17 protein-coding genes are annotated in these 19,874 nt (G+C 64.2%); 12 read left to right on the forward strand and 5 right to left on the reverse strand.

Annotation, left to right across the window (positions count from 1 at the left end):
* Positions 1-71: 71 nt before the first annotated feature.
* Positions 72-992 carry a LysR family transcriptional regulator gene (locus P9217_RS09445; RefSeq protein ID WP_067324122.1) on the forward strand — a complete coding sequence of 307 codons (921 nt, stop codon included), beginning with the start codon at positions 72-74 and terminating at the stop codon, positions 990-992.
* Positions 993-1,029: 37 nt separating this feature from the next.
* On the opposite strand, the gene P9217_RS09450 is transcribed toward P9217_RS09445, so the two are convergent.
* Entirely contained in the window at positions 1,030-1,866 is an 837-nt protein-coding gene (locus P9217_RS09450; RefSeq protein WP_278086143.1) for a PhzF family phenazine biosynthesis protein, read from the reverse strand.
* 249 nt (positions 1,867-2,115) lie between these two features.
* Here P9217_RS09450 and dps point away from each other — a divergent pair, with 249 nt between their 5' ends.
* The gene (dps, locus tag P9217_RS09455; RefSeq protein WP_067324121.1) at positions 2,116-2,604 is read left to right on the forward strand and encodes a DNA starvation/stationary phase protection protein Dps; all 489 of its coding nucleotides are present in this window, start codon (positions 2,116-2,118) and stop codon (positions 2,602-2,604) included.
* A gap of 25 nt (positions 2,605-2,629) precedes the next feature.
* Here the strand turns inward: dps and xdhC are convergent, their stop codons facing one another.
* The 4 genes from xdhC to uraH form a co-directional block, all read right to left on the reverse strand.
* Positions 2,630-3,625, reverse strand: coding sequence for a xanthine dehydrogenase accessory protein XdhC (xdhC, locus tag P9217_RS09460; protein ID WP_127214761.1), 996 nt, complete (start codon positions 3,623-3,625; stop codon positions 2,630-2,632).
* 62 nt (positions 3,626-3,687) lie between these two features.
* The gene (xdhB, locus tag P9217_RS09465) at positions 3,688-6,051 is read right to left on the reverse strand and encodes a xanthine dehydrogenase molybdopterin binding subunit (protein ID WP_278086142.1); all 2,364 of its coding nucleotides are present in this window, start codon (positions 6,049-6,051) and stop codon (positions 3,688-3,690) included.
* A complete protein-coding gene (gene xdhA / locus P9217_RS09470) occupies positions 6,051-7,529 on the reverse strand; it encodes a xanthine dehydrogenase small subunit (RefSeq protein ID WP_278086141.1) in 1,479 nt (492 codons plus the stop codon). The genes xdhB and xdhA overlap by 1 nt, the downstream gene beginning before the upstream one ends.
* 3 nt (positions 7,530-7,532) lie before the next feature.
* A complete protein-coding gene (uraH, locus tag P9217_RS09475) occupies positions 7,533-7,907 on the reverse strand; it encodes a hydroxyisourate hydrolase (RefSeq protein ID WP_066995957.1) in 375 nt (124 codons plus the stop codon).
* A gap of 176 nt (positions 7,908-8,083) precedes the next feature.
* On the opposite strand from uraH, the gene puuE reads away from it, so the two are divergent.
* From puuE to P9217_RS09525, 10 genes are all read left to right on the forward strand, one after another.
* Positions 8,084-9,508 (forward strand): allantoinase PuuE, encoded by a 1,425-nt coding sequence (puuE, locus tag P9217_RS09480; protein ID WP_278086140.1) that lies wholly within the window; start codon positions 8,084-8,086, stop codon positions 9,506-9,508.
* Between the two features lie 10 nt (positions 9,509-9,518).
* A complete protein-coding gene (locus P9217_RS09485; RefSeq protein WP_067324113.1) occupies positions 9,519-10,379 on the forward strand; it encodes a bifunctional allantoicase/(S)-ureidoglycine aminohydrolase in 861 nt (286 codons plus the stop codon).
* Positions 10,376-10,867: an ureidoglycolate lyase gene (locus P9217_RS09490; RefSeq protein WP_278086139.1), complete on the forward strand. Its 492-nt coding sequence runs from the start codon at positions 10,376-10,378 to the stop codon at positions 10,865-10,867. The genes P9217_RS09485 and P9217_RS09490 overlap by 4 nt, the downstream gene beginning before the upstream one ends.
* Positions 10,868-10,886: 19 nt before the next feature.
* The gene (locus P9217_RS09495; RefSeq protein WP_278086138.1) at positions 10,887-11,480 is read left to right on the forward strand and encodes a nucleoside deaminase; all 594 of its coding nucleotides are present in this window, start codon (positions 10,887-10,889) and stop codon (positions 11,478-11,480) included.
* Between the two features lie 83 nt (positions 11,481-11,563).
* Positions 11,564-13,549: a CocE/NonD family hydrolase gene (locus tag P9217_RS09500; RefSeq protein ID WP_127323635.1), complete on the forward strand. Its 1,986-nt coding sequence runs from the start codon at positions 11,564-11,566 to the stop codon at positions 13,547-13,549.
* A 149-nt stretch (positions 13,550-13,698) separates the two neighbouring features.
* On the forward strand, positions 13,699-15,285 hold the full coding sequence (locus tag P9217_RS09505) for an ABC transporter substrate-binding protein (RefSeq protein ID WP_067324106.1): 1,587 nt from the start codon (positions 13,699-13,701) through the stop codon (positions 15,283-15,285).
* A gap of 17 nt (positions 15,286-15,302) precedes the next feature.
* Entirely contained in the window at positions 15,303-16,262 is a 960-nt protein-coding gene (locus P9217_RS09510) for an ABC transporter permease (RefSeq protein ID WP_067324105.1), read from the forward strand.
* A gap of 11 nt (positions 16,263-16,273) precedes the next feature.
* Positions 16,274-17,101: an ABC transporter permease gene (locus P9217_RS09515; RefSeq protein ID WP_066995982.1), complete on the forward strand. Its 828-nt coding sequence runs from the start codon at positions 16,274-16,276 to the stop codon at positions 17,099-17,101.
* Positions 17,101-18,756, forward strand: a complete 1,656-nt coding sequence (locus P9217_RS09520) for an ABC transporter ATP-binding protein (protein WP_067324103.1) — start codon at positions 17,101-17,103, stop codon at positions 18,754-18,756. The genes P9217_RS09515 and P9217_RS09520 overlap by 1 nt, the downstream gene beginning before the upstream one ends.
* A gap of 87 nt (positions 18,757-18,843) precedes the next feature.
* Positions 18,844-19,683, forward strand: a complete 840-nt coding sequence (locus P9217_RS09525) for an alkaline phosphatase family protein (RefSeq protein WP_278086137.1) — start codon at positions 18,844-18,846, stop codon at positions 19,681-19,683.
* The last annotated feature ends 191 nt before the right edge of the window (positions 19,684-19,874 follow it).

The following is a 19,874-nucleotide window of genomic DNA, read 5'->3' on the forward strand; positions in this document are numbered from 1 at the left end:
GATGACTTTCAAAAAAAAATGGAAAATACTAGGGTCGTCCCACGCAGCCATTTGAGAGCCACGACCGTCGCATGGCCTATCTCGACAACATCGCCGTCTTCGTCCGCGTCGTCGAGCTCGGCAATCTGTCGGCGGCCGGGCGCGACATGCGCATCTCACCGGCGGTCGCCTCCAACCGCATCAAGGAGTTGGAGAAGCACCTCGGCGTGCGGCTGTTCAACCGCACCACGAGGCAGCTGATGCCGACCGAGCACGGCACCGTGTTCTACACCGGCGCCAAGCAGGTGCTGGACGCGATCACCGAGGCGGAGGCCGCGGTCGCAGCACTCTCCGGCCAGCCGCGCGGCACGATCAAGGTAACGGCGCCGCTCGGCCTCGGCCGGCGGCTGATCGCCTCGGGCATTCCGGATTTCCACGACAAATACCCCGATATCGAGGTGCGGCTGAGACTCTCCGACCACAATGTCGACATCATGAAGGAAGGCATCGACGTCGCCTTCCGGCTTGGCATCATCGAGGATTCCAGCCTTCGGATGCGCGGCATCATGGAATGCGAGCGCGTGCTGGTGGCGGCGCCGAAATACCTCGAGGCGCGCGGCGAGCCGGTCGAGCCGCAGGAACTGATCGGCAAGAAACATGATTGCCTGATGCTGCGCTATTCCGGCACGCGCGAATATGTCTGGACGCTGCAGACGCCGAACGGTCCGCAGAAATTCGAGGTGCATGGACCCTACGATACGGACGATGGCGATGTGCTGACAGGCTGGGCGCTGTCGGGGCGCGGCATCATCAACAAGCCGCGCTTCGAGGTCGAGCCGTTCATCCGCGATCAGCGGCTGAGAGTGATCCTGGCAACGACGCCGCCGACGCCGGTGCAGTTCGCTGCCGTCTATCCGCACAAGAAGCTGCAGGATCCGAAGGTGCGCCTGCTGCTCGACTTCATGGCCGATCGCTGCCAGCGGCTGATCAAGGACATTCTTGCCGGTAGGTAGGGCTGGCGGGCACGCGCCTTCGCGTGGGTGACCACACTCAGTCTTCGTCCATCAGGCGGGCTGTGCCGGATACCCGGATCGAGCTGCCCGGGGTGGGCGGAATATCGGCATGCAGCCGCGAGCGCATGCCCATATCCTCGCCCTGAGCGATATCGATCGCGCCGCCATGCGCCCAGCCAATGTCGCGCAGATAGCCGGCAAAGGCGGCGGCGGCAGCGCCGGTCGCCGGATCCTCGTAGACGCCGCCGGAAGCGAAGGGATTGCGCGTGTGGAAGAGACGCGGCGTTTCGGCATAGGCGAGCAGGATCGTTACCAGTCCCTCGCGCCGCATCAGGGCCCGGCCCTGTTTCAGGTCATAGGCCATGGCGGCGAGCGCCTTGCGCGACTTCAAGGCCAGCACCAGATGGTCGGCGCCGCCATGAATCAGCGCCGGCGGAATGGCGGGATCGAGATCGCCCGGCTGGTAACCGAACATGGCCAGGGTCTCGCCGGCCAGCTCCGACGGGGCCGGCCGGCTGCGCGTCGGCGGCGACTGCAGGGCGGCGGCAAAGTTGGCGCCGCCGCGAAACCCTTCGACGGTGATGGCGGCCTGATTCAGGAGCAGCTTGAAAATTCCGTCACCGAACTTTCTAACGAGGGCCGCGCCCAGCGCGATGGTGGCATGGCCGCAGAACGGCACTTCCGATTCGGGCGAAAAGTAGCGGACACGCCAGCCGTCGCCTTCACGTGCGGCAAAGGCGGTCTCGGAAAAGCCGACCTCTGCAGCGACGCGCTGCATGTCTGCGGCGTCGGGCAGAACCTCGCCAATCACCACGCCGGCCGGGTTGCCGCCGCTGTTGCCGTCCGAAAATGCCGCTATGCGCAAGACATCCATGTCGCTCGTCCCGTGTTCGTCATTCGTGTTCGCCAGGCGTGCAGAAAACACGGTTCAATCCGGTTTGGGAAACGAAGAAAGCGACGAGCAGCTGTGAGCATCAGTCATACCTTCGCCAGCTGTGCGCCCCTCGATCCGACGCGGAACGAAACCCGCTCCGTCGCCGTTCTGGCGATTGGCGGCTGCACGGCCGCCCTTCGAGACCAAGTCCCCAGCTTTCACAGCGACCCAGCGCCACAGGAGCCGACCATGGACGCCATTGTCACCAAGAACGACCTCAAATCCGACGCCAAGAAGGAATCGATCGATCTTCTCAATGCCAGGCTTGCCGATGCCATCGACCTGGCGCTGGTCACCAAGCAGGCGCACTGGAACGTCAAGGGCCCGCAGTTCATCGCCATCCATGAGATGCTCGACGAGTTCCGCGAGGAGATCGACGGCCATGTCGACATCATCGCAGAACGCGCCGTGCAGCTTGGCGGCACCGCGCACGGCACCTCGCAGGAGGTGTCGAGGGCAACGAAGCTCCAGCCCTATCCGACCGACATCCACAAGACCAAGGATCATCTGGCGGCGCTGATCGACCGCTATGCCACCGCTGCCAGGCTGGCGCGTGAGGCGATCGACGAGGCGGACGACGCCGGCGATGCCGACACCGCCGACATTTTTACCGCCTACTCGCGTTCGCTCGACAAGTTGCTGTGGTTCCTCGAAGCGCATACGCAGGAAAAGGAATAGCCGGCTAGGCTCCTCCCCGGCTGAATCAGCCGGCCATCGCCTTTGCGGGCGCGGCCGAGGCCTGGACCGCATGCGACACCAGCGCCGTCATGATCTCGGCGGCGGCGAGCGCGGCGATCACCGGCGGGCGCTTGTCCTTCACGGCATTGCCGCCGATCGGCGAGACGAGACGGTTGAACTGGGCCTCGCTGCCCTCGTCGGACTTCAGGAACCAGTTCTTGAACGTCGCCTTCTTGGTCTTCGAGCCGATCATGCCGACATAGGCGGCGTCGTCGCGCTTCAGCGCCTCGGCGACGATCAGGAAATCCAGCGCATGGTCATGGGTGAGGATGGCGAAGGCCGATCCCGCACGGGCTTCGCGCACCACCGCTTCGGGCATCGGCGTCAGCCGCGTCTCAACCGTTTCCGGCATGCCTTCCAGCGCATCGGCCCGCGTCTCGACGACCTCCACATGAATGGGCAGCAGCGCCAACGACGCGGCCAGCGCCTGGCCGACATGGCCGCCGCCAAAGACATAGACATGCGGCAGATGCGCCTCCTCGGCCTCGGCCTTGGCTACCAGTTCCTGTTCGATCTTAGCGTCAACCAAGCGGATCAGAACCTCGACTCGGCCGCCGCAGCATTGGCCGATTTCAGGACCCAGTGGAACATCCAGGGTCGCGCAGGTTTCGTCGACCTCGATGCGGGCTTCCCTCCCCCTCCAGGGCAGGGTGGCGGCGGAGCCGCCAGGTTGGGTCACCGGGGCAGTGCTCGGCGCTCGCTTGCCTTCTGAGAGCACCCCCTCTGGCCGCTTCGCGGCCATCTCGCCCTCAAGGGAGGAGAAAAGCATCTGCCGCGCCTTGTCGATCGCCATGAATTCAAGCTGGCCGCCGCCGATGGTGCCGAAAATCGCCGATGGTGAGACGAGCATGAAGGCGCCGGCTTCGCGCGGGGTCGAGCCCTTGGTGGCCGCGACCTCGACGAGCGCGGCCCGGCCGGCCTGGCCGAGAAACGCCTTCAGGCTTTGCACTTTCGAGTTCATCGTCTGCATTTCCACCCAGGAAATATAGCGTTTCGCACCTCGAATTGCACGTTTTGGCCGGTTCAGGCCGGCTTTGCGGCTTCCCGCTTCAGCCTTTCGATCGCCATCAGCACCCGTTCCGGCGTCGCCGGGGCATCGAGGCGCGGGCAGATCCTGTGATCGGCGACACTCGCCACCGCGTCGGAGAGCGCATGCAGCACCGACATGCCGTGCGGCAGCGGCGGCTCGCCGACCGCCTTGGAGCGATGGATGGTCGGCTCGTAGGCCGATGACCAGTCGGTCAACTTGACGTTGAAGATTTTTGGCCGGTCGGAAGCGAGCGGGATCTTGTAGGTCGACGGCGCATGCGTGCGCAGCCGGCCGCTGTTGTCCCACCAAAGCTCTTCCGTCGTCAGCCAGCCCATGCCCTGGATGAAGCCGCCCTCGACCTGGCCGAGGTCGATCGCGCGGTTCAGCGAGCGGCCGGCATCGTGCAGGATGTCGGTGCGCTCGACGACATATTCGCCGGTCAGCGTATCGACCGAGACTTCCGAGCAGGCCGCGCCATAGGCGTAGTAGTAGAAGGCATGGCCGCGGCCCTTGCTGCGGTCCCAATGGATCTTCGGCGTCTTGTAGAAGCCAGCCGCCGAGAGCTGGACGCGGTTCATGTAGGCTTGCTTGACCAGATCGTTGAAGGCGATTTCCTGGTTGCCGATGCGCACCCGGTTGGGTAGGAACACGACCTGGTCGAGCGGCACCTGGTATTTTTCGGCCGCGAAATCCGTCAGCCGCTTGCGGATCTGCCGAGCGGCATCCTGCGCCGCCATGCCGTTGAGGTCGGCGCCGGAAGATGCCGCCGTCGGCGAGGTGTTCGGCACCTTGGCTGTGGTGGTGGCGGTGATCTTGACCCGGTCGAGATCGATCTGGAATTCCTCGGCGACGACCTGCGCCACCTTGAGATGCAGGCCCTGGCCCATTTCGGTGCCGCCATGGTTCATATGCACCGAGCCGTCTGCATAGACATGCACCAGGGCGCCGGCCTGGTTGGCCTCGGTCTTTGTGAAGGAAATGCCGAACTTGACCGGAGTCAGCGCCAGGCCGCGCTTGATGAAGCGGCTGTTGTTGTTGAAGGCGCTGATCTCGCGCCGCCGCCGCGCGTAATTGGCGCTTTCCTCCAGCTCAGCGACGATGCGGTGGATGATGTTGTCCTCGACCTTCTGGTGATAGGGCGTGAGGCAGCGTTCGCCGATCGCATCCATCGGGTCATAAAAATTGAGCTTGCGGATTTCGAGCGGATCCTTGCCGACCGCGAAGGCCACTTCGTCGATGACGCGCTCCGCGCCGACCATGCCTTGCGGGCCGCCAAAGCCGCGGAAAGCGGTGTTCGAGACCGTGTTGGTGAAAAGCGGCGCCGATTTCGCGTGCACCGCCGGATAGAAGTAAGCGTTGTCGCAATGGAAGAGCGCCCGGTCGCCGACCGGACCGGACAGGTCGGCGGAGAAGCCGCAGCGCAGGGCATAGGTGAAATCGACGCCGAGGATGTTGCCCTCGTCGTCGAAGCCGACCTCGTAGTCGATGGCAAAATCATGCCGCTTGCCTGTGGCGGTCATGTCCTCGTCGCGGTCGAGCCTGATCTTCACCGCGCGCCCCAGCTTCTTGGCCGCGATGGCGGCTATGGCCGCGCATTGGTTGGCCTGCGTCTCCTTGCCGCCGAAGCCGCCGCCCATGCGGCGCACTTCCACCGTCACCGCATGGCTCGGCACGCCGAGCGCATGCGCAACCAGATGCTGCGTCTCGCTCGGCCCCTGCGTCGAGCAATAGACGATCACCTCGTCGTCCTCACCGGGGATCGTCAGCGAGACCTGGCCCTCGAGGTAGAAATGGTCCTGGCCGCCAAGCCACATGCGGTTCTTGATGCGGCGGGGTGCCGCCGCAATCGCCGCGGCCGCATCGCCGCGCTTCAGGATCAGCGGCGTGGTGACCTGCTTGTCCTTGACCGGGTCGAGGTCCCAGATGTCGATCACAGCCGGAAGCTCGTCATATTCGATCCTAGCCAGGCGTGCCGCGCGGCGCGCCGCCTCGCGTGTCTCAGCTACCACGGCGAAGATCGGCTGGCCGTAGAAGTGCACCTTGTGCTCGGCGAGCACCGGATCGTCATGCATGTTGCTCGGCGAGACGTCGTTCTCGCCGGGCACGTCGGCACAGGTCAGCACATCGACGACGCCTGGCGCTGCGCGCACCGCCGACAGATCGATGCTCTTCAGCATGCCGTGCGCGACATTGGCGAGGCCAAGGCCGACATGCAGCGTGCCGGCAGGCTCAGGCATGTCGTCGATATAGACGGCGGCGCCGCTGACATGCTTGTGCGCGGAATCGTGCCGCTGCTCGGTGGCGACGCCGCCGACGATTTTTTCGGCCTTGAGGTTGGAAGTGGCGTGCTTGTTCATCAGGCCGCCTCGGTGCGGGTCACTTGAAACGGCGCCCCGGTGCCGGTGGTTTCGATATAAAAACGCAGCAAAAGATTTCTCGCCGCCAGCGCCCGATACTCGGCCGTTGCACGCATATCGGTAATTGGCGTGAAGTCGCTGGCGTATTCGGCCATCGCGGACTCGACACTCGCTTCGGTCCAGACTTTGCCGATAAGGGCGGTTTCAACCGCAGTCGCCCGCTTCGGCGTCGGCGCCATGCCGCCATAGGCGATATGGATATCCGCCACGGTGCCGTCCTTGGCCTCGGTCAGATAAAAGGCGCCGAGGGTAGCAGTAATGTCCTCGTCGCGGCGCTTGGTGACCTTGTAGACGGCAAATTTCGTGCCCTCTGCCGGCACGGGCACATGGACGGCCTCGACGAATTCGCCGGGCTGCCGATCCTGCTTGCCATAGGCAATGAAGAAGGTTTCGAGCGGGATCGTGCGTCGGGCTTTGCCCTTGCGGAGCGTGAGCTGCGCGCCGAGCGCGATCAGCGGCGGCGGCGTGTCGCCGATCGGAGAGCCGTTGGCGATGTTGCCGCCGATGGTGCCCATGTTGCGCACCTGCTCGCCGCCGATGCGGTCGACCAGCGGTCCCAAGGCCGGGATACGCCTGGAAAGCGTGGCGAAGGCTTCGCTGTAAGTCACGCCGGCGCCGATCGTAATCACGCCATCGGTCTCCGAGATCGTGCGCAAGCCGTCGAGGCCACCGATGAAGATAGCCGGCGAGATGTCGCGCATATGCTTGGTGACCCACAGCCCGACATCGGTTGAGCCGGCAACGATGGTGGCGCCAGGCCCCTTCTCGAGCACCATGGCGAAATCGTCGACGTCAGCCGGCACGATCAGCCGCTGCCTACCCGAACCGACCTCGACCCTGGCGCCGTCGCGCAGCGCTCCCAGCCGTGCGGTGATATCCTTGCGCTCCACTGCCAGCGGGTCCTTCGCCGCCTTGCCGTAGCTTGATATGGCGCGCGCCGCGCGCATGATCGCCTCGTAGCCGGTACAGCGGCAGAGATTGCCCTGCAGCGCCTTTTCGATCGCCGCGTCGGACGGATTGGGCGTCTTCATCCAGAGCGCATAGAGTGACATGACGAAACCGGGCGTGCAGAAGCCGCATTGCGAGCCATGGAAATCGACGATCGCCTGCTGCACGGGGTGAAGCTGTTCGCCATTGCCGCGCAGGTGCTCAACGGTGACGACATGCGTGCCGTCGAGCGAGCCCATGAAGCGGATGCAAGCATTGACGCTTTCATAGACCAGGCCCTCGACCGACAGCTTGCCGACCAGCACCGTGCAGGCGCCGCAATCGCCCTCGGCGCAGCCTTCCTTGGTGCCGCGCAGCGAGCGGTTCAACCGCAGCCAGTCGAGCAGGGTCGCGTCGGGGGCGATGTCGTTCAGCGCGACATCGTCGCCGTTCAGGATGAAGCGTATCTGGTCACGGGTCTTGTCGGCCATGTCTCAGCTCCCGCGATAGGTCGAGTAGCCGTAGGGCGAGATCAAGAGCGGCACATGATAATGCCGCTCCTCCGCCATGCCGAAGCGGATCGGCACGGTGTCGAGGAAAGCCGGCTCCGGCAGGCTGGCGCCCTGCCCGCGCAGATAATCGCCGGCAGCGAAGACCAGCTCGTACTCGCCGGTGCGGAAGTCGGCGCCGGCAAGCAACGGCGCGTCGCAGCGGCCGTCATCATTGGTGGTGACGGTCTTCAAATGCGTGCGGGCCTGGCCTTCGAGGCGGAAAAGCCCGATCGAAAGGCCCTTCGCCGGCCTGCCGGTCGCGGTATCGAGGACATGGGTCGTCAGACGCCCGCCATCGGCTTTCGACGTTTCTGCCACTGGCCGCCTCCCATCCCAAGTAGTCGAACGTTTTCAGGTCAATTGTGCGCCAATTAAAGGCGATGCATAAGCCCCGGTCGAGCGGAGTGCGGCAAAAAGGACTTTCAAAAATTTTCGGGGGAATGCACGAGCACTCCTTTCGATATCTTCATCTCAACAGTCGGGCAGGAGCGATCATGCGTTACGAACGGGACATGCGCGGTTACGGAGCCAATCCGCCAGACCCGAAATGGCCCGGCGGCGCCTATGTCGCGGTGCAGTTCGTCGTCAATTACGAAGAAGGCGGCGAGAACTGCGTGCTGCACGGCGACAAGGCTTCCGAAGCCTTCCTGTCCGAGATCGTCGGCGCCGCCCCCTGGCTCGGCCAGCGCCACTGGAACATGGAATCGATCTATGAATACGGCGCCCGCGCCGGCTTCTGGCGGCTCTACCGGCTGTTCACGCAAGCTGAGGTGCCGGTGACCTGCTACGGCGTCGCCACGGCGCTGGCACGCTCCCCCGATCAGGTCGCGGCGATGCAGGAGGCCGGCTGGGAGATCGCCTCGCACGGGCTGAAATGGATCGACTACCGCGACCATAGCGCGGAGGACGAGCGACGCGACCTCGAAGAGACGATCCGTCTGCATTACGAAGTGACCGGCGCGCGGCCGACCGGCTGGTACACCGGCCGCACTTCGGTCAGCACGGTGCGACTCGTCGCCGAGGAAGGCGGCTTCGATTACGTCTCCGACACATATGACGACGAATTGCCCTACTGGTTCGACCGGGGTGGTCTGGAGAAGCCGCAGCTCATCATCCCCTACACGCTCGACGCCAACGACATGCGCTTTGCCACGCCGCAGGGCTTCAATTCGGGCGACCAGTTCTTCGCCTATCTGAAGGACAGTTTCGACACGCTCTATGCGGAGGGCAAGGCGGGGCGGCCGCGCATGATGAACATCGGCCTGCATTGCCGGCTGGTCGGCCGTCCGGGCCGCGTGGCGGCGCTGAAGCGCTTCGTCGACTATGTGAAGTCGCATGACAAGGTGTGGCTGACCCGGCGCATCGATATCGCAAAACACTGGCGCGAGACGCACCCCTACCAGGCGCCGGCGCTGCGCCCGTCCCGGATGGAATTCGAGGAATTCGTGCATGCCTTCGGCGGGGTGTTCGAGCATTCGCCGTGGATCGCCGAGCGGGCCTACGAGCTGGAGCTCGGCCCGGCCCATGACAGCGCCGGCGGCCTGCACAACGCGCTCTGCCGCGTCTTCCGCGCGGCGACCGAAGCCGAGCGGCTTTCCGTGCTCAACGCCCATCCCGACCTCGCCGGCAAGCTGGCGGCGGCCAAGCGGCTGACGGCGGAATCGGCCAAGGAACAGGCCTCCGCCGGGCTCGACGCGCTGACCGACAAGGAGCGCGAGCTGTTTTCGAAGCTCAACGCCGCCTATGTCACGACCTTCGGCTTTCCCTTCATCATCGCGGTCAAGGGCAAGACCAAGGACCAGATCCTGGCGGAGTTCGAGGCGCGCATCGGCAACAGCCGCAGCAATGAATTCGAGACCGCGTGCAAACAAGTCGAGCGCATCGCGCTGCTTCGGCTGAAAGACATGCTTCCAAAATAGGCTTCAACACATGGACAGGATGAACATGGCCGAGCGAACCTATTACGCGCCGCATGGCGGCCATCCCGGTCAGCACGAGCTGTTGACCGGCCGCGCCGTCTTCACCGAAGCCTATGCGGTGATCCCCAAGGGCGTGATGCAGGACATCGTCACCAGCCCGCTGCCGTTCTGGGACAAGACGAGGGCCTGGATCATCGCAAGACCGCTTTCGGGTTTCGCCGAGACCTTTTCGCAGTACATCGTCGAGGTCCTGCCCGGCGGCGGCAGCGACCGGCCTGAGCTCGACCCCGAAGCCGAGGGCGTGCTGTTCGTGGTCGAGGGCGAGCTTACGGTCTCGCTTGCCGGCAAGAACCATGTGCTTCGCCCAGGCGGCTTCGCCTTCCTCCCGCCGGGCAGCGGCTGGACGGTGCGCAATGAGAGCAGCGGTGCGGTCCGCTTCCACTGGGTCCGCAAGGCCTATGAGGCGGTCGACGGCCTCGACGTTCCGGAAGCCTTCTTCAGCAGCGACAAGGAGGTCGAGCCGAGCCCGATGCCCGGCACGGGAGGCCACTGGGCGACGACGCGCTTCGTCGACCCGGCCGACATGCGCCACGATATGCATGTCACCATCGTCACGCTCAAACCCGGCGCGGTCATCCCCTTCGCCGAGACCCATGTCATGGAGCATGGGCTCTATGTGCTCGAAGGCAAGGCAGTCTATCGCCTCAATCAGGACTGGGTCGAGGTCGAGGCCGGCGACTTCATGTGGCTGCGCGCCTTTTGCCCGCAGGCCTGCTACGCCGGCGGTCCCGGGAATTTCCGCTACCTGCTATACAAGGACGTCAACCGGCACGCCAAGCTTGGCGGCGCCCTTGGGGCTCGCGCGCGGTGACCAAAATCGTGGCCCAGCCGCTGACACGCGAAAACTTCGCGCCGTTTGGCGACGTGATCGATATGGGCGGCGAGAACCGCTACCCGATCAATGGCGGCAAGGCGATGCGCTACCACGATCTCGCCACTGCCGAGGCCACCGGGCCGAATGCCAAGGTGCTGATCTCGATGGTGCGCGGCACCCCCTACGAGATGCCTCTGAAACTGACCATGGTCGAGCGCCATCCGCTCGGCAGCCAGGCCTTCATTCCGTTGTCGCCGCGGCCGTTCCTGGTTGTCGTCTGCCATGACACTCTGGACGGCCCAGGCGAGCCGCACGCCTTCATCACCGCGCCCGGGCAGGGCATCAACTACCGGCGCAACCTCTGGCACGGCGTGCTGACGCCGATCGGCGAGGAACAGGACTTCCTCATCGTCGATCGCGGCGGCGACGGCGCCAACCTCGAAGAGTGCCATTTCTCGCACCCTTACGAGATCCATCTTCCCTGAAAGCTGCCAGTTTTTCCCGATGACAGACATTTCGCTGATCGACCGCCTGCTCGACGTTATCGAGCACGATATCGTGCCGAAGACCGCTGAAGGCGTTGCCCATGGCAACAAACTCTTCGGCGCCGCCATCCTGCGGAAAGACAACCGCTCGCTGGTGCTCGCCGAAACCAACAACGAAATCGAAAATCCGCTCTGGCATGGCGAGATGCACTGCCTGAAGCGATTTTACGAAATGCCCAGGGCCCAGCGCGTCGACACCAGGGATGCGCTGTTCCTGGCCACGCACGAGCCCTGCTCGCTGTGCCTGTCGGCGATCACCTGGACCGGCTTCGACAATTTCTACTACCTCTTCAGCCACGAGGACTCGCGCGACAGCTTCGCCATCCCGCATGACCTGAAGATCCTGAAGGAGGTCTTCACACTCGATCCCGGCGACTACAACGCCGAGAACGCCTATTGGAAGAGCTTTTCCATACGCCGGCTGGTGCGCGCTTTGCCCGAGGCGGAACGCAGGCGGCTGGAGGCGCGCATTGCCAAGATCTCCGCACGCTATGACGCGCTGTCCGGCACATACCAGGCGAGCAAGGCCGACAACGACATTCCGCTGAACTGACGCTTTGAACTGACGCTTATTGACCAGCCGATTTCGCCGGCTGGCCCACGACGCCTCGGCGACGGTTCCATCATGTGCCTTGCATGAAAACCGTCACAGAATTCCCTCGCAAGGTCGTCGAATTTCCCGATATGGGCATCGTCATGCCGGATGGCTGCCGGCTGTCGGCGCGCATATGGATGCCTGAGGATGCCGGCGACAACCCGGTGCCGGCGGTCCTCGAGCATTTGCCCTACCGCAAGCGCGACGGCACCATCTTCCGCGATCAGCTGACGCATCCCTATTTCGCCGGACACGGCTATGCCTCGATCCGCGTCGACATGCGCGGCAACGGTGATTCCGAAGGGCTGATGGACGACGAATATTCCGAGCAGGAATTGCAGGACGCCTGCGACGTCATCGCCTGGGCGGCCGCGCAGCCCTGGTGCAACGGCAATGTCGGCATGATGGGCATATCCTGGGGCGGCTTCAATTGCCTGCAGGTCGCGGCAAAGCAGCCGCCTGCGCTGAAGGCGGTGATCAGCCTGTGCTCGACCGTCGACCGCTATGCCGACGACATCCACTACAAGGGCGGCTGCCTGCTGCTTGAGAATTTCGGCTGGGCCTCGACGATGCTCTCCTATTCGTCGCGGCCGCCGGATCCGGAAATCGCCGGCGGCAACCGCTGGCGCGATCTGTGGCTGAGCCGGCTGGAGAACCAGGCTTTTCTCGCGCCGCTTTGGCTCAGCCACCAGCATCGCGATGCCTACTGGAAACGCGGCTCGATCTGCGAGGACTTTTCGGCCGTTAAGGCGGCAGTGCTGTCGATCGGCGGTTGGCATGACGGCTACCGCAACACGATCTCCAATCTGGTCACCAACATCCAGGCGCCGGTGAAGGGCATCGTCGGCCCCTGGATCCACAAATATCCGCATTACGCGGCACCCAATCCGGCCATCGGTTTCCTGCAGGAGGCGCTGCGCTGGTGGGACCGCTGGCTGAAGAGCGCGGCGACCGGCGTCGAGGCCGACCCGGACTACCGCGCCTATGTGATGGACAGCGTGCGTCCGGCCCGCTGGCATCCCGAACGGCCAGGCCGCTGGGTTGCGGAACAGCAATGGCCCTCGCCCGACATCAAGATGAAGGCAACCGAGCTCATTCCCGAAGGCGCCGGGCCGGCAATCGTCGCCTCGCCGCAAAGTTGCGGGCTTGCGGGCGGCGAGTATTTTCCCTTCACCTTCGGTCCGGAACTGCCGGGCGACCAGCGCCCCGACGACGCGCTTTCGGTATGCTTCGACCAGGTCGAACTCGAGGAGGCGATCGACATCGTCGGCGCGCCTGAAGTCGAAGTACGGGTTGCCTCGGACCGCCGCCAGGCCAACCTCGCGGTGCGTCTCTGCGACGTGCATCCGGACGGCGCCTCGGAGCTGATCTCCTATGGCGTGCTCAACCTCACCCACCGCAACTCGCACGAGTTCCCGGAAGCGCTGGTGCCAGGCGAGACGGTTTCGGCACGCGTCGTGCTCGACCAGTGCGCCTACCGGGTGCCGGCCGGCCACCTGCTGCGGGTCGCCGTCTCGACGGCCTACTGGCCGATGATCTGGCCGTCGCCGGAGCCGGCGACGCTCGAACTGTCGGCCGCGACGCTCAAGCTGCCGCTGCGTCCGCCGGCGACGGCCGACGAGGTGTCGTTTCCCGAACCGGAAGGGGCTACGCCCTGGGCGACCGAGACGATCAGGCCGACCAATTCCGAACGGCATATTGACCGCAACGAAAAGACCGGCGTCGTCACGCTTGCCGTAACGGACGATTTCGGCGAGGTGCGCGACCTGGAGCACGGGCTGGTCCACGGCAGCATGGTCCGGGAGACATGGGCGATCCAACCCGACGATCCGCTGTCGGCGACGGGCAGCACGCATTGGACGCAGACATTGTCGCGAAATGAATGGTCGGTGCGGACCGAGACCTTCGCTGAGATGCGCTCGGACGCGCAAGACTTCATCCTCAACGCCAGAATCGAGGCCTATGAGGGCGAAAAGCTGGTGTTTGAACGCGATTTCAAACAGACGATTCCCCGCGCTCTCGTGTGAGCGCTTACAAGATTGGTCCAAATGCGACGCGCCATTTACGCCACGGCATGTCGCATTCGGTCTTGCTTACAGCTTTCCGTTGCGCTCATTATCCCTCACAAGAACAAGAACCGACCACATGGTCGTACCATCAGAGTGAGGAACCCATAATGACAAACGAACTCGACTATCTCAGCCGGCGCGTCGCTGCCGGAAAGCTCAGCCGCCGCGACTTCCTTGGCCGCGCCGCCGCGCTCGGCGTCACCGCGCCCTTCGCCAACTCGCTGCTTTCGAGCGCTGCCCGGGCTGCCGGCCCCGTCAAGGGCGGCACGTTGAAGGCCGGCCTGGTCGGCGGTGAATCCACCAACAGCCTCGACCCGGCGCTGATGATGACCCAGGTGCCCTTCGCCTTCGGCAAGTGCTGGGGCGAAATGATCGTCGAACTGTCGCCCGACGGCAAGCTCGAGAACCGCATCGCCGAGGAAATCGGCTCTTCCGACGACGCCAAGGTCTGGACGCTCAAGATCCGCGACGGCATCGAATTCCACAACGGCAAGACGGTGACCGCCCAGGACGTGGCCGCCACGCTGGAGCGCCATTCGGACGAGAAGTCGAAGTCCGGCGCGCTCGGCTACATGAAGGGCATCGAGACCATCAAGGTTAACGGTAAGGAAGTGGTCCTGACCCTGAAGGAAGCCAACGCCGACCTTCCCTATCTGCTCAGCGACTATCACCTGATCGTGCAGCCGAATGGCGGCAAGGACAAACCCGATGCCGGCATCAGCGCCGGCCCTTACAAGGTCAAGGTCAACGAGCCCGGCGTGCGCCATGTCGGCGAACGCTTCGCCAACTACTGGCAGGGCGACAAGATGGGCCATGCCGACCAGGTCGAAGTCGTCGTCATCAACGACGCGACGGCGCGCACGGCGGCCCTGCAGGGCGGTCAGGTCAACATGATCAACCGCGTCGAGCCGAAGATCGTCGACCTGATCAAGCGCGTGCGGGGCGTCACCATCCGCAACCACTCCGGTCCCGGCCACTACGTGTTCATCATGCATTGCAACACGGCGCCGTTCGACAACAACGACCTCAGGATGGCGCTGAAGCTGGCGATCAACCGCGAAGAGATGCTGAACAAGGTGCTGCGCGGCTACGGCTCGCTCGGCAACGACTTCCCGATCAACGCCTCCTACCCGCTGTTCACAGAGATCGAGCAGCGCAAATACGATCCCGACAAGGCCAAGTTCCACTACAAGAAGTCGGGTCACGACGGCGCCGTGCTGCTCAGGACGTCGGACGTCGCCTTCCCCGGCGCGGTCGATGCCGCGCAGCTCTATCAGCAGAGCGCGGCCAAGGCCGGCATCAAGCTGGAAATCAAGCGCGAGCCCGGCGACGGCTACTGGAACGAAGTCTGGAACAAGCAGCCCTTCTGCGCTTCCTATTGGGGCGGCCGCTCGACGCAGGACCAAATGTACTCGACCGCCTACCTGTCGAGCGCCGACTGGAACGACACGCGGTTCAAGCGGCCGGACTTCGACAAGATGGTGCTGGCGGCGCGCGCCGAGCTCGACGAGGCCAAGCGCAAGCAGATGTACCATGACATGGCTGTGATGGTGCGTGACGAGGGCGGCTTGATTCTGCCGATGTTCAACCAGTTCATCGACGCAACTGGTCCCAAAGTCGGTGGCTGGGTGGACGATCCGCATCAGGAGCTGATGAACGGCTACGCCTTGGCGAAGTGCTGGATGGAAGCCTAAGGTCCGGCCTTGCGGAGATGTCCTCACCCGTCGTGAAACTGGTGGCCCAGCGCGTTGCGCTGGGCATCCTCCTTCTGCTGGCCGTTTCGGTCCTGATCTTCGCCGGCACGCAGATCCTGCCCGGCGACGTCGCCCAAGCCATCCTCGGACAATCGGCGACGCCGGAGTCGCTCGCCAATCTGCGCGAACAGCTCGGGCTCAATCAGCCTGCCTATATCCGCTACTTCCACTGGCTGGGCGGCGTGCTCACCGGCGATCTCGGCACTGCCATGTCGAGCGGCCAGGACATCGCGACATCGATCAAGGAACGGCTGTGGAACACCTTGTTCCTGGCCTTCTGGGCGGCAATCGTGGCCATTCCGCTGGCGATCACGCTTGGCCTGATCGCGGTGCGCTACCGCAATGGCTGGGTCGACAAGATGATCTCCGGCGTGGCGCTCGCCTCGACCTCGTTCCCCGAATTCTTCATCGGCTACCTGCTGGTCTTCTACTTCGCGGTCGAGCATCAATGGTTCCCAGCCATCTCGACCGTCTATGACGGAATGTCGTTAGGCGAGCGGTTGCAGGCGATCGCGCTGCCGGCGGCGGCGCTGACGCTGGTGGTGCTGGCCCACATGATGCGCATGACGCGAGCGGCGATCCTCAACGTCATGCAATCGGCCTATGTCGAGACGGCGGAGCTCAAGGGGCTCTCGGCTTTCGCGGTCATTCGCAAGCATGCCTTCCCGAACGCGATCGCGCCGATCATCAATGTCGTCATGCTGAACCTCGCCTATCTCGTGGTCGGCGTCGTCGTGGTCGAGGTGATTTTCGTCTATCCGGGCATGGGGCAATATCTCGTCGACCATGTCACCAAGCGCGACGTTCCCGTCGTCCAGGCGGTCGGCCTGATCTTTGCGGCCGTCTATATCGCCCTCAACATCATCGCGGACATTGCGGCGATCGTCGCCAATCCGCGGCTCAGGCATCCGAAGTAGGGGGCGCCGGTATGCTCGATATCAGACGCACTCCTGTCGCGGCGCTGATCGGCATTGTGCTGACGACGCTGTTCGTGCTGGCGGCGGTCTTGGCGCCATGGATCGCCCCGCACGGCAATGCCGAGATCGTCAGCGACGTCCCTTGGGAACCGATGTCATCGGTGCACCTGTTGGGCACCGACAATCTTGGCCGCGATCTCTTGTCCCGCATGATCTATGGCGCCCGCATCACGCTGTTCATCGCCGTGCTGGCCACCGCGCTGTCCTTTTCGCTCGGCGCCATTCTGGGCTTCTCGGCGGCGGTGTTCGGCGGCTGGTTCGACACGATGCTGTCGCGCCTCGTCGACCTGCTGATGTCGATCCCGACGTTGATCATGGGCCTGGTCGTCCTGTCGGTGCTGCCGTCCAACCTGGTGACGCTGATCCTGGTGATGGGCATCCTCGATTCGACCCGTGTCTACCGCTTGTCGCGCGCGGTGGCGGTGGACATCAACGTCATGGACTATGTCGAGGCCGCGAAACTGCGCGGCGAAGGCAGCGGCTGGATCATTTTCCGCGAGATTCTGCCGAACGCGCTGTCGCCCCTGGTCTCGGAACTCGGCCTGCGCTTCATCTATGCGGTGCTTTTCCTGTCGACGCTCTCCTTCCTCGGCCTCGGCGTGCAGCCGCCGGACGCCGACTGGGGCGGCATGGTGAAGGAGAACAAGGACGGCATCGTCTTCGGCATCCCGGCGGCGCTCATCCCGGCGGCGGCGATCGCAGCGCTGGCGATCTCGGTCAACCTTGTCGCCGACTGGGTGCTCAACCGCACGACCAGCCTGAAGGGAGGGCGCGGGTGATGGCTGACAGCAAAGCAAATTCCGGCCGACTCCTCGACATCCGCAATCTGCGCATCGAGGCGACCGTCTACCCGCCCGGCGAGGCGCCCAAGACCATCACCCTTGTCCATGATGTCTCGCTGACGCTGGAGAAGGGCAAGGTGCTCGGCTTGATCGGCGAATCCGGCGCCGGCAAGTCGACGATCGGCCTGTCCTCCATGGGTTATGGCCGGGGCGGCGTGCGCATTACGGGCGGCGAGGTGATCCTCAACGGCCGCGATATACTGAAGGGCGGCAAGGAGGGCTTGCGCAAGCTGCGCGGCCGCGAAGTGTGCTATGTCGCCCAGTCGGCGGCGGCGGCCTTCAATCCGGCGCACCGGCTGATGGACCAGGTGGTGGAGGCGACGCTTCTGCACGGCACGGCAACCCGGGCCGAGGCCGAAAAGCGAGCCGTCGCGCTGTTCAAGAAGCTCAGCCTGCCCAATCCGGAAACGATCGGTGAGCGCTTCCCCCACCAGGTCTCCGGCGGCCAGTTGCAGCGCGTCATGACGGCGATGGCGCTTTGCTCCGAGCCCGACCTGATCGTCTTCGACGAGCCGACCACGGCGCTCGACGTGACGACGCAGATCGATGTGCTGGCGGCGATCAAGGACGCCATCCGCGATACCCATGTGGCGGCTTTATACATCACCCACGACCTCGCCGTGGTGGCGCAGGTAGCGGACGAGATCATGGTGCTGCGCCATGGCCGGCTGGTCGAATGGGGCGGTACTCGCCAGATCATCAAGGAGCCGCGCCAGGAATATACCAACGCGCTGGTCTCGGTGCATGAGATCGAGCACAACGAACAGCAGCCCGGCACCACACCGATGCTCTCGGTGAAGAACGTGACGGCCGCCTATGGCGGCGGTCTCGTCAAGGTGCTGAAGAACGTCTCGGTCGACATCTACCCGGGCCAGACGCTGGCCGTCGTCGGCGAGAGCGGTTCCGGCAAATCGACGCTGGCGCGCGCCATCACCGGCCTCCTGCCGCCCGAGCAGGGCAGCGTCTTCTTCGACGGCCGAACGCTTGGCAACAGGCTCGCCGACCGGCCGAAGGAGGATCTGCGCCAGTTGCAGATGATCTACCAGATGGCCGATGTCGCGATGAACCCGCGCCAGACCGTGGGAACGATCATCGGCCGGCCGCTCGAGTTCTATTTCGGCATAAGAGGCCGCGAGCGCGACAAGCGCGTCGCCGAGCTGCTCGACCAGATCGAGATGGGAAAGGGCTTCATCGACCGCTATCCGGCCGAGCTTTCGGGCGGCCAGAAGCAGCGCGTCTGCATCGCCCGTTCGCTCGCCGCCAAGCCGAAGCTGATCATCTGCGACGAGGTGACCTCGGCGCTCGATCCGCTGGTCGCCCACGGCATCCTCAAGCTGCTGCTCAACCTGCAGCAGATCGAGAAAGTGGCTTATCTCTTCATCACCCACGACCTCGCGACAGTGAAGTCGATCGCCGATTCGATCGCGGTCATGTATCGCGGCGAGGTCGTCCGCTACGGCTCCAAGAGCAAGGTGCTGGCGCCGCCCTTCGATGCCTATACCGACCTTCTCTTGTCCTCCGTCCCCGAAATGGAGATCGGCTGGCTGGAAAAGGCGATTGCCGGCCGGCGCATGGAAAGCGCCGGCAACTAAGCTGGCTAGCTCTTCGCTGCACTTCTCGGACTTGGCCGGACCGGTCAAGCCCGCCGATCTCTCCCGCCAGACCGCATGGAATTGCCCGTGGCGCTTAAATCCAAATTGCTGCTCATCATCCTTGACGGCGTGCCCTACCGGAACTGGCGCCGGCTCATGGGCAATCTCGAAGGCTGGGTACAGTCTGGTGAGGCGCAAGTGTGGAGAATGCGCTCCGTGCTGCCGTCAACATCGGCCTGCTGCTACGCCTCGATCCATACCGGGGTCACGCCGCAGGTTCATGGCATCCTCTCCAACGAGAACCGGTTCCGGGTCAGGCAGCCCGATATCTTCTCGGAGGTCAGCAAGGCCGGCGGCAGGACCGGGGCGGTGACGCATTCCTACTGGTCGGAATTCTTCCGCTCCTATCCATTCGATCTCGTCGAGGACATGGAATTCGACGAGTCTGGCGGGCCGATCACGCATGGCCGCTTCCACACCATGACCGGCTACAATCTCAAGAACCAGATGACGCCGAGCGATGTCGACCTGTTCGCGACATTGACCATGCTCACCCGCCGCCACCGCATCGACTACGGCATCCTGCACAGCTGCACGCTGGACTCGATGGGCCATCGCTTCGGCCACAACTGCCACGAGATGGATCATGCCTGCTACGCGATGGACGGTATGCTCGCCGCCTTCCTGCCCGGTTGGCGCGAAGCCGGCTATGAAGTCATCGTCACCGCCGATCACGGCCAGACCGACCGCGGCCATCACGGCGGGCATGACGACGAGATGCAGGATTTCGCGCTCTACTATTTCGGGCCGGCGAAGGGTCCAGAAGCCGACGCGCTGCTCGACCAGCTGCAGCTCGCGCCGACGGTGCTGAGCCGGCTCGGCGTGGAGGTGCCGGCGACGATGAAGGGGAAGGTGTTTTTGATTTAGCTCCCCCTTCTCCCCTTGTGGGAGAAAGTGTCGCCAAAGGCGACGGATGAGGGGTGTTCCAGTGAACGCCAACACCTACTCCGCTGGAACACCCCTCAACCCGTCTCGGCGCTCCGCGCCGATCCACCTTCTCCCACAAGGGGAGAAGGGGGAGCCACCTCTGGCAACGCTCATCTTCTTCGGTTAGCTTC

It is taken from the genome of Mesorhizobium sp. WSM4989 (assembly GCF_029625795.1).
Lineage (GTDB): Bacteria > Pseudomonadota > Alphaproteobacteria > Rhizobiales > Rhizobiaceae > Mesorhizobium.